Raw genomic sequence first — 12723 nt, forward strand, 5'->3', positions numbered from 1 at the left:
GGCGCTTTTTTTATAAAAACTATAATAAAAGATATTCCAGAGCGTCACTATCTTCCATGTTCCTTCCAGAATTCTTCCCACTGAGTAAGTAGCGCCTCAAGGGCTTTGCCCCGATGAGAACGTTTATTCTTCTCTTCACGGCTAAGCAGTGCAGAAACTGCACCGTCTTTTGCGTCAATAAACAACGGGTCATACCCAAAACCGTTATCACCCACTTCTTTTGTGCCAATAAACCCTTCCCACGCGCCGGATGCAGTAATGCAATTACCGGATGGAGAACAGGCAGACATAACACACCGAAAACGGGCAGTACGTTTATCGTGCGGGATTCTGGCAAGTTCGATAAGCAATTTTTCATTATTACGCTTATCTCGAGTTTCACCCTTCAGGTTCGCAGTTCCATCACTGTATCGTGCAGAATACACACCCGGTGCTTTCCCCAGAGCATCAACTTCAAGACCGGAATCATCTGCCACAGCAACCAGACCTGTCAGCTGTGCAACAGTTCGAGCTTTAATAAGAGAGTTTTCTTCAAAGGTTTCGCCATCTTCTACGATTTCACCAATTTCAGGATAGGTATCAAGCCCCCTGACTGAAAGCCCGTACTCACTTAACGTTTTCTCCAGCTCTGCAATCTTACCTGCATTGCGAGTTGCAAGCACAATAATTTTTTCCATCATTCTGTCCTTGTATGTAGCGAAGCTAACTCTGACTGAATAGATACAGACGACACTAGCAAGTTCATCCCTATATCTTTGTTACCATAAAATTCGAAACAAACAATACAAAGGGATAATGCAAACTCCCTCTAATCATTATTTTAAACACACCCTAGTAACATATCCAGCCAGTCATCAAGTAGAAAATGGCACTTCTACAACAAGGTAATTATCTCTGTCTGCTAGGGTTCCGGGATAAATTCGACAGACCCGCCCAGAAATCCCGCGCCGCCTGAAGGCTCTACGACCCCATCGGTATCTTTCTCATTATTTGCTGGAGGAACAAGAGAAAGTGGAGGAAGATAAAAAGATAACGTTGTTCCTTTATTAACCCTGCTGCGTAACTTTACTTTTCCGCCCATGTCCTCAACAATTTTTTTGGTCATAGCCAGCCCCAGACCGGTTCCGCCACTTTTGGTAGTGAAAAACGGATTAAAAAGGTGTTCGCGAATATCATCCGGAATACCTTCACCAGAATCAATTATCCGGACAATTATCCAGTTATCCGCACTGAGTGTTGTTTCAACTCTCATGGTTCCACCATTCGGCATGGCTTCAAACCCATTCTTTATTCCGTTAATCACACACTGCTTCAGCTGATCAGGGTTTCCGCGGACTTTAATCCCCTTCGCATCCAGATTTGTTATAACCTTACCTCCTTGGGACTCAAACTTCATGCGGAGTAACCCAAGCGCTTCCAAAATAATTTCATTAACATCGACCTCGCCTTCATCTCCATGGGCCGGACGGGCAAAATTAAGAATAATTTTTAAAATCTTCTCCAATCGTTTAGACTCATTATAGATAATTTTGATTTTCTTTGTATCATCTTCATTCAAATTTTGCTGTTTCAGCAACGCATTTGCAAAACCACCGATAGCAAATAAAGGATTTCGAATTTCATGTGCCACAAAGGCGGACATTTCCCCTATAGCTGCTAGCTTTTCTGTTTGCTGAAGCCTACGCATCACTCTGTAATTTTGTGTGATATCCTTGCGCATCAAAATAACCGATCGAACTGTCCCATCGCGCTTTACGACGGGATACGCTGAGATACCGGAATATTGCAGTTCTCCATCGCTAGTAACTTTGGTGATAACCTGATCTATCCGCCGGGCATTGTTAACAGCCTCTACAATGGCATTCCCCGGTTGCTGCGCATACGGCAGAACATTATTTATAAGTGTCCCATCCGCACCTTCAAAATCAACATCACGTTGCCTATCAAGCACCGCCCTGTTTGCATCCAAGACAATCCCTTTATTATCAAGAAGCCAAAATTCCTCTTCTGCCTGATCGACAAAAGTACTGAACAAGCCAAGAGCTCTGTCCAGATTACATGCGTTGACCTCTAACTGTTCAGAATCAAAATCCGTTTTTCTAAAAACAAGTAGCGCATCACCACCAACCACAGAAACTCCTGCAGGGGCGCATTGCTTAACATGCTCCAAATATTTACATTCCTTCGAAAGGTCGAAGACTATATTGACATCGTCTATATTCTCGCATAGCTCCTCAACACTGTCATAGAAATCTACGCCATCAAGACACAACAACCCCGGCAGTTCCTCTTGGGGCGCGCACGCAACAGCACATACTTTAATTCGCACCACGCCATTAGGCATATCTGTTGAAAAAAGATGCATCAACAGTTCACGATATGTGCTACGATACCCGATTGTTGCTATGTTGAGCGTAATGAAAATCTCGTTGCCTACCTCAAAACATTGCTTACTTTCCACGTATGATCTCTCCTATGACAATACTGCAACCACTACTTTCATCAGTCAAAAATAGTACATATAATGGAAACCACCACATGATTAATATTTTTTCCATCAGCCTTGGCTGCCCAAAAAACAGAGTCGATACAGAATGGCTTTTAGGTGCTGTAAGCACAAAAATTACCCCCGTCGAACAGCCAGAAGATGCTGATCTTGTTCTCATTAATACTTGTGGCTTTATTCAACCAGCCATTGAAGAATCCGTGCAGACAATTTTGCAGGCCGTTGCAGATGTTGAAGGCATGGGAGCTGGAAAACGTCCACTTATTGCTGTTGTAGGCTGCCTTGTAGGCCGCTTCGGGGAAAAAGATCTTTCGTCAGAAATTCCGGAAGTTGATCTATGGCTTACAAACACCCAAATGGAAGAGTGGCCTGAAATGATTGCGAAAGCCATGAAACTTCCACTCATTAAAGATCCGCTTCGACTTATTTCCACAGGACCTTCCTACGCGTACTTGAAAATCAGTGACGGCTGTAATCATAAGTGTGCATTCTGTACTATTCCATCCATCCGCGGAGACTTACACACAACCCCTGCCGAAACAGTGGTACGCGATGCAAAACATGCACTTGCTCAGGGTGTAAAAGAACTTATTTTCGTGGCTCAGGACGTTACAGCCTACGGACGAGAACTGGGCTTAAAACACGGATTGCAGGAACTTTTAGACAAAATTCTGCCACTGGACGGGCTTGAACGCTTACGCCTCATGTACCTGTACCCTGCTGGTCTATCTACAGATTTTCTTAAATACCTGCGCGATGCCGGTGAACCTTTTGTACCATACTTTGATGTACCGATTCAGCACGCGCATTCAGACGTTCTTTCACGTATGGGACGCCCGTTTGCACGCAACCCGCGTGAAGTAATCGACCGCATCCGTGATATATTCCCTGAAGCTGCAATCCGTACCAGCATCATTGTTGGTTACCCGGGTGAAACAGAAAAACAGTGGGAATACCTGCGCGACTTCATTATTGAGACACGGTTCCATCATCTCGGCATCTTCGCCTATCAGGCTGAAGAAGGAACACCAGCTGCCGCAATGGAAAACCAGATTGATGACACAGAAAAAGAATGGCGCCGTGATGCTCTAATGGAAATTCAAGGCGACATCAGTGAAGATATTCTGGAACAGTATGAAGGTCAGCGCATGAAAATACTCGTTGATAGCGAACACGACGAGTGGCCGGGACTGCATGTTGGCCGTACTTGGTTTCAGGCTCCGGAAGTGGACGGAATTACGTATGTGAGCGGCCCTAACGTAGAACCGGGCGCGATGGTTGAAGCAGAAATTGTAGAAACACGTGATTACGACTTAGTCGCACTCGCATAATAGCCCGTTGTATTTTTTTTTGCATGTTTTCCCTAGAAACGAAGTCTACCATGCGAAAAACATACGTAAAACACCCAAAGCGGCATGACCCTGAGGGTAAAATCCTGATATTCACAGCATTTTCTGTTGAGTTTACAACGGTAATTTGCTAACACTTCCCATCTCACTTTCCAAGTGGGAAAAATTTTTTTTGTTGGTTGGAGGATTCTTTATGGAAACCATGGAAAATAACTCACTCGAAGCTGAAATGAGCTTTGAGGCTGCTCTTGAAGATTACCTCAGCTCCGATTTTGGTGAGCTGGATGAAGGTTCAATCGTTAAGGGCGAAATCGTTCGCGTGGACAATGACTACGTTCTCGTTGACGTAAACTTTAAGTCAGAAGGTCAGATCCCTGCTTCCGAGTTTGCAGATGCAGACGGCGCGGTAAGCGTTGGCGTAGGGGACAAGGTGGATGTTTTTGTTGTTCGTAAGAACGAAATGGAAGGCACCATCACCCTGTCCTTTGAAAAAGCAAAACGCATGCAGATGTTCGACCAGCTCGAAGAAGTTCAGGAAAAGAACTCCGTCGTTACTGGCCGCATCGTTCGTCGTATCAAAGGTGGTTACACAGTAGACCTCGGTGGCATTGACGCATTCCTTCCTGGCTCCCACGTTGATCTGCGCCCTGTGCCAGACATGGACGCGCTCGTGAACGAAGAGTTTGAATTCCGTGTACTGAAGATCAATCGTCGTCGTAGCAACGTTATCGTTTCTCGCCGCGTACTTCTTGAAGAAGAACGCGATTCCAAACGTCAGGACCTTCTCGTTACACTTGATGAAGGCCAGATCGTTACCGGTAAAGCGAAAAACATCACCGAATACGGTGTATTCGTTGACCTCGGCGGCCTTGACGGTCTCCTGCATATCACTGATATGTCTTGGAAACGCATCCGCCATCCAAAAGAATTAGTACAGCTTGGTCAGGAACTCGAGCTTAAAATTCTCAGCTTCGACAAAGAGAACCAGAAAGTATCTCTCGGTCTCAAACAGCTTGTTGAAGATCCTTGGCAGGACATCACTGCTAAATTCCCTGAAGGCCAGCGTCTCAGCGGCAAGGTTACTAACCTCGTTGATTACGGTGCATTCGTGGAACTCGAGCCAGGCGTTGAAGGTCTCGTACACATTTCCGAAATGTCATGGACCCGTAAACTCCGCCACCCATCCCAGATGGTACGCGTAGGCGACGAAGTTGAAGTTGTTATCCTCGGCGTAGACGAAGATAAAAAACGCATCTCCCTCGGCATGAAGCAAGTTAAGCCAAACCCATGGGAAATCGTTGCTGAAAAATACCCTGAAGGTACCATCCTCGAAGGTGTTATCAAAAACATCACCGAATTCGGTATGTTCATCGGCATCGAAGACGGCATTGACGGCCTGATTCATGTTTCCGATATCTCTTGGACCAAAAAAATCCGCCACCCTAACGAACTCTTCCAGGTTGGCGACACTGTACAGGCGAAAGTTCTTACAGTTGATCAGGACAGCGAAAAATTCACCCTCGGTGTTAAACAGCTTTCCGAAGATCCTTGGTCTAAAGTTCCTTCCAACTACCCTAACGGTACCATTGTTGAAGGTGTTGTAACCAACATCACTGACTTTGGTCTCTTCGTAGAAGTAGAAGAAGGCATCGAAGGTCTTGTTCACGTTTCTGAAATTTCTCAGAAAAAAGTGAAATCTCCTTCTGAAATGTTCAAAGAAGGCGTAACCATCAAAGCTAAAGTTATCCACGTTAGCGCTGAAGAACGTCGTCTCGGACTTTCCATCAAACAGCTTCAAGAACAAGAAGATCGCAAAAAGCCTCGTGAATTCCGTTCCGGCGGTTCCGATGCTGGTCAGCAGACCCTCGGCGACATCTTCAAGCAGCTTGAGGATGCAGGCGAATAAGCCTAACTTCTCGCAGAAGCATCCGCTTCTGTTTGGCATAATGCTAATTATTGCCGCAGTAGCCCTGTTCGCAGGCGCTACTGCGGCTTTACGCGTTACAAAAGGTAATGACATACCTTATTTTGCGCAGGAAAAATTCGGCGTAATTAACGTGGAAGGCTTTATTGCAGATTCCCGTAAAGTATCTGACTGGGCATACGCGCTGCGCACAGACGACTCTATCAAAGGCGTCGTGGTGCGCATCAACTCTCCCGGTGGCGGAGTAGCTGCATCGCAAGAAATGTACTACGCAATTAAACGCCTCGCCGAAGTTAAACCTGTTGTTATCTCAATGGGCACAGTTGCCGCTTCCGGCGGTTACTACATTGCTGCAGCCGGTCATAAAATTATTGCTAATCCAGCAACACTCACCGGTTCCATCGGTGTAAAGATGGAACTCCCCAATTTCAAAGGGCTGATGCAAAAAATCGGCGTCTCCTATCTTTCCCTTACAAGCGGCAAACTCAAAGCAGCCGGTAGTCCTTTCCAGACGATGACGCAAGAAGAACGCGACTATCTGCATGCTATCATCATGGACATGTACGACCAGTTCCTTGATGTCATTGTCGAAGGCCGCCACATGAAGCGCGAACAAATTCTGCCATATGCAGATGGTCGCGCTATGACAGGCAAACAAGCCCTTGCAGCAGGACTTGTAGATATGCTTGGCGACAGGGAAACTGCCTACATGGAATTAGCTAAGCTCTGTAAATTAGACGCTCCCCTGCCTCTTGAAGAAGGTCCTAAGAAAAAGACAAACTTTCTTAAGGAACTTATCTCTACAGCTCTTGATCTTGCACCTGTTAATACTGTGCGAGAACAAAACTCTATTCAGCTCCTGTATAATTAAACCTCCTCGCTAGTCTCCACTACAGCCTCCATGATATAGAAAGAGTGAACCCTACTCTTGGAGGCTCTTATGAATATTCGCTCCAGCGGAATACTCTTGCATATTACATCGCTTCCATCGCGATTCGGCATCGGAGACTTAGGTCCCGCTGCGTATGACTTTGCTGATTTTTTACGCTCACATGGCCAGCTGTACTGGCAATTTTTACCAACAACTCCAACGACTGAAGTTATGGGGAATTCCCCCTATGCCAGCTGGTCTGCTTTTGCGGGAAACCCTCTGCTTATCAGCCCGGAAATGATGGTCGAAGACGGCATCATAACGTGGGAAGAAGTACGAGACGCTCCGCAGGGACACGCAAGCCATGTAAATTACGGCGCAATGGGAATCTACAAAGCACATCTGCTTCGCCTTGCCTTTGCACGTAGAAAAAAGTCACTGAATGCATGTCCTCACTTTGCAGAATTCAAAGAAAACCATGCGCAATGGTTACGTGATTATGCACGGTTTGTGACCATCATGGACGAACATCCAGGCAAAATATGGAGCCAATGGCCAGATCCACTAAAACACAGAGATAAAGAAGCACTAGAGCAATGGGATACCGAACATAGCGATGCCATCATGTTTGAAGAGTTTGTGCAGCATATTTTCTTTTCCCAATGGAAAAGACTGCGGGCATATTGCAACAGGAACGGGCTGTATTTAATCGGTGACATCCCTATTTATGTAACTCACCACAGTGCCGATGTGTGGACAAACCCGCATTTGTTTAAGCTGGACGAAAATGGCAACCCAACACATGTTGGCGGAGTTCCTCCAGATTATTTCAGCGCAACAGGTCAACGTTGGGGCAATCCGGTATTTAATTGGGAAGCCATGCAGCATGAGAAATTCGAATGGTGGGTACACCGGATGCGCCATAATATTATACTTATGGATAAAATTCGGCTCGACCACTTCAGGGGCTTTGCAGGCTACTGGGAAATACCAGCTTCAGAAACAACTGCAATAAACGGGAAATGGGTTGAAGCTCCCGGGATGGAGCTGTTTAGAACCTTCACCTTGCGCCTTGGAATGCTCCCCATCATTGCAGAAGACCTCGGAGTTATAACGGCAGATGTGCGCGAACTGAAACATCAGTTTAACCTACCGGGAATGAAAATTCTCCAATTCGGTTTCGGCGGTGATCTGTCCCGAAATCCAGACACTCCGTTTCATCATGAAGCTAACTGTGTCCTGTACACCGGTACGCATGACAACTCTACCGTAAAAGGATGGTACGTGACGGAAGCCGGAGATCATGGACGCAACAATCTGCATGAATTTGTGGGACAATGCACAGACCTTGATAACGTGCACCTTACCTTCATGCGTCTTGCCATGCAGAGTGTAGCAAACACAGTCATATTTCCTGTTCAGGATATTATCGGCTTAGATAATTCAGGTAGAATGAATACGCCGTCCACTGCCAACGGAAACTGGGAATGGCGCATGACCAAAGAGCAACAGCAGCATCCAATGTTCAACAGACTCGCCCAGCTCACAGGACTATTTGGACGCTGGACATAACCGCAAGGAAGATACAAAATACCCGCGATACATGTACTGGCAGCACGCCAGTTCTGCACATACCGGAGGATGAATGCACAAGCTTTATATTGGTATGATGGGTCTTCCTGCACGCGGTAAAACCACTGTTGCCGCAAAAATTTTAGACGGCCTCTCAAAAGAAGGTATTCGCACAGAAATTTTCAACAATGGTGACATCCGACGTGAACAACTTGGCGTCAAATCTTCTGAACCTGAATTTTACTGCCCCACCAATCAGGCGGGTAAAGCGGCTCGTGAAGAAATTGCCGTTACCAATATGAATCGTGCCACAGAATTTCTACAAGGCGGTGGCAACGTAGCTATCTTAGATGCTACAAACGTCAGCCGCCATCGTCGTCTCACCATTGAGCGCATGGCTACCTATCCGATTCTCTGGATTGAGTGCATCAATAATGATGAAGAGTTGGTGGAGGCATCTATTCTTCGTAAAACAAAACTGCCTGAATTTTCTAAACTTACCGAAGAACAGGCCTGCATGAGCTTCAAAGAGCGCATCAAATACTACAAGCACATTTACTCCCCGCTCCTGGATGAAAAGATGTGGGTCGTGGTGGACTCTCTCCACAACCTCATTCTAAATGAAAATGTACCAAGCAGCGTACCGTTCTACGCAAATATACGGGATATTCTTGTTTCAGACTGGGTGCGCAACCTTTACCTCGCACGTCATGGGCAGACTGAATATAATGTAATGGACAGAATCGGAGGCGACTCTTCCTTAACGGAACTGGGCCACAAACAGGCAAGCTGCCTTGGTGAATATTTTAAAGGACAAGAGATCAACTACATATTCACCAGTATGAAGCGCCGCTCCAGACAGACTGCACAATATGTTGTAAATCATATGCCCAACTGCACGGTAATACCGCTTCCTGAATTCGATGAGATTGATGCAGGGGTATGTGAGAACTTAATGTATTCTGAAATTAAAGAACAATATCCAGAAATTGCGCGCGAACGTTCCTACGATAAATATGGCTATGTTTATCCAAAGGGGGAAGGGTATATCACTTTGAAGGAACGAGTGGACAGAGGGTTAAAAAAAGCACTGTTCCTCTCCGGTAACGCAGAACGCGTCCTCATTGTGGGGCATCAGGCCATCAACCGCATGATCCTTTCCCACTTTCTGTTCAGAAGACAAGAAGACGTTCCATACATTTTAGTTCCGCAAAACTCACTGTTCCATATTATATCCACGCAACAAAAAAAGCTTTTTGAACTTGTCAAATTTATGGATGTAGATCTCAGTAACTAGCTAAAAAATAAAGGGACTCTCATTGAGTCCCTTTATTTTTTACATCTTGCTGCAACCACGCCTCTGACTTGCAACAAAAACACCATGAAACTGCATACAACATACAGTTTCTTATTCTACTCTTAAATACGTACCGAGACGGTGAGGTCTTGTAAATAACTTTTGCAGTTACTTATGTTATAACTTCATCGCAAAAAGTCCGCGTATAACGCTTGCCAAATAACATATACCTAAAACGCGCCCTCTCAAAAGAGCCTTTTCAACGATGCAAATTGCCAAAACAAAACTAATTCAGTACACGAAACATAGAACCTTCAGTTCTGAAATATAACTGCCGTAGAATGGAATTTGTATGACACAGAAAACTGATACCAGACGCCATATTCAAGTGCTTCCCTCTGACCTGCGCAACCAGATTGCCGCAGGTGAAGTTGTCGAACGTCCTGCTTCTGTAGTGAAAGAACTTGTAGAAAACAGTATCGATGCTGGTGCGACACACGTAGATATTACTATTGAAGAAGGCGGACAAACGCTCATTCAGGTACGGGATAACGGTTACGGAATCCCGCAGGATGAGCTTGAGATGGCTGTGACCCGTCATGCCACAAGTAAAGTCGCAAGTCTGGAAGAATTGATGAACATAGGCAGCTACGGATTCCGTGGCGAAGCACTGCCTTCTATTGCATCCGTCTCTACATTTACCATTACCTCAGCGCCGGCACCGGAAGTCGAAAACACTCCGGCAGATGCGTTCTTCATTAGTGTAGAGCACGGCAATATCACCAACCAAGGCCCTGCTGCATTACATCAGGGAACTGTGGTTGAAATTCGTGACCTGTTTGCCAATATTCCGGCACGACTAAAATTTTTGAAAACAAAGAATACAGAAACAAAGCGCTGTCAGGAAATGCTCTCACGCCTTGCGCTTGCCCGTCCAGATGTCGGCTTCACGTTTACAAACAACGGACGCGAAGTTTGGCGGTTTCCAAAAAATCAGACACTTCGTGACCGACTGGCCACCCTTTGGCCGCCAGCCATTACAGAGTCCCTTCTCCCGCTGGACCATACCCGCGACGGCTACATAGTAAACGGACTGACAGGGCATCCGCAAAAGGCACAGCCACGTGCAGACCGGATGCTCTTCTGGGTAAATGGTCGTTCTGTAAACGACAGGCTTCTCATGCGCGCAGTGCGCGATGGCTACAAAGGCCGCTTGTTGAGTAAAGAATACCCGCAAGTTGCGCTGTTCCTTACTATGCAACCGGAACTTGTGGACGCGAATGTACACCCTGCGAAAAACGAAGTACGTTTTCAGGATGAAAACAGCGTCTACCTTGCTGTCCGTAAAGGCGTTGAGCGTGCTTTGGATGATCTGACCGTACTCGAGCAGGTTGAAGCAGGAACCGATCCCTTTGCTATCCCTTCAGCAAAGCAAGCTCCTGCGGCAACACAGGCATCAATGAACCTGAGTTCTACGCCACCTAAACCTGCCGGTTTCTGGGGCGCAGCAGATGCCGACAACGTTATCAATAGCAATCCGAATACGAAAGCAACAGGATACGAGACCGAAGTTGTGCATACGATGCACAGCCCTGTTTCGCAGGTTTCCGAAGAGGAAGAAGTCAACGACGTTTCAATCAACTTTACCCCGTCCACAGTGCGCCAAACAGACCCATATGCTCCTGTGCTGGAAATGAATGAACCGCTAGCCGCTGTTTCTGAGCAGGGAGACCTTTCCCTAACACCACCAATACAACTCTACGAAGAAGAGGTACATGCTGTCGGCATGCAAGCTCCTTCAGCAGCAGAAGACTACGAAACGCAGAATATTTATCCCGAATCAGCGGCAGAGAACAAGAGTGTAACTATCGGTGACCTGACATATCTCGGTCAACTGGCAAATACGTACCTCATCATCCGCCAGCGGAATCACAAACTCGTGTTACTTGATCAGCACGCGGTACATGAACGAATTTTATTTGAGCGTATCAAACGTGATGCCTCACAGGGGCACTCTCAGCTTCTAGCATTACCTATCAACCTTGCTCTTCATCCTTCCGAGGCACACAGACTACAAGAAATGTGGGGCGATCTGGAAAAAATCGGGTTTTCACTGGCCACGGCAGGAGAAGCTGCTGTCCGTGTTAAAGGGATTCCAAATGCCCTTGAAACGGCTGAAGCAAAAGAATTTTTGCGTGAAATTCTCTCCGGTCAGATAAGCTCCATGGAAGATTTATGGGCTATGATGTCCTGCAAAAGCGCCATCAAGGCCGGACAAAAGCTTACCTCAGATGAAGCAGCCGGACTCATTGCGCAGTGGCTTACAACTCCGGACAGAACCTACTGCCCGCATGGCCGCCCTGCTGTTATACAGTTTTCCATTGATGATCTGGAAAAAATGTTTAAGCGTAAGGGATAACATATTTTTCTTTCAGCATAAAAATCAAAAGAACGGTCAATAGCTAATCCTACTGACCGTTCTTTTGATTTCCATTCCCCGTTTGAAAAAAAATCACACCACAAATCGTAATACACATCAAAGATTTTCCCTTAAATTACAGCCTACTCTATGATCATTTTATATTTTTCGTGTCGTATGCAGTACTTTTTACAGGTAACTGCCCGTCACCCTGTTTAAAATAGCAGATACAACTCCGCGGAAACGGTATTGTGTGATGGTATTCATTAAATTTTTTAAAAAAGAATACGCACACAATTTTCCAATACACCGCAACGCTTAGAACAGCCCCGACGGAGGCCGAAATGAAAGAATGCACAAATGTAGAACGTATTACATGCATTATTGATGAGGATAGAACACACAACGGCGAACCTCTTTACCGCGCAATTGTTGAACAAGCCCAAAAAAGCGGTATCGCCGGTGCTACAGTACACAAAGGAATTATGGGCTACGGGGCAGCAAAGACCATACACCGAGAACGCCCACTGGGCAGAAGCTCCGATGTCCCTGTAATTATCCATATGGTGGATGATAAAGAAAAGCTTGATGCTTTTTCAAATACACTTTGTGAAATGGTTCCACAGGGAATCGTCCTGCGTGAACCGGTAAGCATGTGCCTTGTCCGTTGTGGTGGAAAAACATTGGAATAGACTCTGAAAAATAAGAAAGGGTGGAGCTAACAACTCCACCCTTTTTATTTGCTATTTGTGCAGACTACCAAATCTGCGATACCCGGATTCTCT

Annotated in this window: 9 protein-coding genes; 7 read left to right on the plus strand and 2 right to left on the minus strand. The window is 45.9% G+C overall.

Annotated elements, in window-relative coordinates; all coding sequences use genetic code 11:
• Window positions 1-47: 47 nt before the first annotated feature.
• Together rdgB and F461_RS17205 are read right to left on the minus strand one after the other, a co-directional pair.
• Window positions 48-680 (minus strand): RdgB/HAM1 family non-canonical purine NTP pyrophosphatase, encoded by a 633-nt coding sequence (gene rdgB, locus F461_RS0105620; RefSeq protein WP_026364638.1) that lies wholly within the window; start codon window positions 678-680, stop codon window positions 48-50.
• 221 nt (window positions 681-901) lie between these two features.
• Window positions 902-2461 (minus strand): two-component system sensor histidine kinase NtrB, encoded by a 1560-nt coding sequence (locus F461_RS17205; protein WP_020000174.1) that lies wholly within the window; start codon window positions 2459-2461, stop codon window positions 902-904.
• A 77-nt stretch (window positions 2462-2538) separates the two neighbouring features.
• On the opposite strand from F461_RS17205, the gene rimO reads away from it, so the two are divergent.
• The 7 genes from rimO to F461_RS0105660 all read left to right on the plus strand — a co-directional run bounded on the left by rimO (window position 2539) and on the right by F461_RS0105660 (window position 12630).
• Window positions 2539-3837 carry a 30S ribosomal protein S12 methylthiotransferase RimO gene (gene rimO / locus F461_RS0105630; RefSeq protein WP_020000175.1) on the plus strand — a complete coding sequence of 433 codons (1299 nt, stop codon included), beginning with the start codon at window positions 2539-2541 and terminating at the stop codon, window positions 3835-3837.
• Window positions 3838-4048: 211 nt separating this feature from the next.
• Complete coding sequence (locus F461_RS0105635; RefSeq protein WP_020000176.1) at window positions 4049-5761, plus strand: 30S ribosomal protein S1; 1713 nt, start codon at window positions 4049-4051, stop codon at window positions 5759-5761.
• Entirely contained in the window at window positions 5748-6650 is a 903-nt protein-coding gene (gene sppA, locus F461_RS17210) for a signal peptide peptidase SppA (RefSeq protein WP_020000177.1), read from the plus strand. Before F461_RS0105635 ends, sppA begins: the two co-directional genes overlap by 14 nt.
• A 69-nt stretch (window positions 6651-6719) precedes the next feature.
• Complete coding sequence (malQ, locus tag F461_RS0105645; protein WP_020000178.1) at window positions 6720-8222, plus strand: 4-alpha-glucanotransferase; 1503 nt, start codon at window positions 6720-6722, stop codon at window positions 8220-8222.
• Between the two features lie 73 nt (window positions 8223-8295).
• Window positions 8296-9519, plus strand: a complete 1224-nt coding sequence (locus F461_RS0105650) for a bifunctional nucleoside/nucleotide kinase/histidine phosphatase family protein (protein ID WP_020000179.1) — start codon at window positions 8296-8298, stop codon at window positions 9517-9519.
• A 352-nt stretch (window positions 9520-9871) separates the two neighbouring features.
• Window positions 9872-11938, plus strand: a complete 2067-nt coding sequence (gene mutL / locus F461_RS0105655; RefSeq protein ID WP_020000180.1) for a DNA mismatch repair endonuclease MutL — start codon at window positions 9872-9874, stop codon at window positions 11936-11938.
• Window positions 11939-12282: 344 nt separating this feature from the next.
• Complete coding sequence (locus tag F461_RS0105660; protein ID WP_020000181.1) at window positions 12283-12630, plus strand: DUF190 domain-containing protein; 348 nt, start codon at window positions 12283-12285, stop codon at window positions 12628-12630.
• The last annotated feature ends 93 nt before the right edge of the window (window positions 12631-12723 follow it).

It is taken from the genome of Halodesulfovibrio aestuarii DSM 17919 = ATCC 29578, from assembly GCF_000384815.1.
GTDB lineage: Bacteria > Desulfobacterota > Desulfovibrionia > Desulfovibrionales > Desulfovibrionaceae > Halodesulfovibrio > Halodesulfovibrio aestuarii.

Bases quoted from the DNA above. Each gene is read 5' to 3' on its own strand.
- rdgB (WP_026364638.1), bottom strand. From the start codon at position 680: ATGATGGAAAAAATTATTGTGCTTGCAACTCGCAATGCAGGTAAGATT.
- rimO (WP_020000175.1), top strand. From the start codon at position 2,539: ATGATTAATATTTTTTCCATCAGCCTTGGCTGCCCAAAAAACAGAGTC.
- F461_RS0105635 (WP_020000176.1), top strand. From the start codon at position 4,049: ATGGAAACCATGGAAAATAACTCACTCGAAGCTGAAATGAGCTTTGAG.
- sppA (WP_020000177.1), top strand. From the start codon at position 5,748: ATGCAGGCGAATAAGCCTAACTTCTCGCAGAAGCATCCGCTTCTGTTT.
- malQ (WP_020000178.1), top strand. From the start codon at position 6,720: ATGAATATTCGCTCCAGCGGAATACTCTTGCATATTACATCGCTTCCA.
- F461_RS0105650 (WP_020000179.1), top strand. From the start codon at position 8,296: ATGCACAAGCTTTATATTGGTATGATGGGTCTTCCTGCACGCGGTAAA.
- mutL (WP_020000180.1), top strand. From the start codon at position 9,872: ATGACACAGAAAACTGATACCAGACGCCATATTCAAGTGCTTCCCTCT.
- F461_RS0105660 (WP_020000181.1), top strand. From the start codon at position 12,283: ATGAAAGAATGCACAAATGTAGAACGTATTACATGCATTATTGATGAG.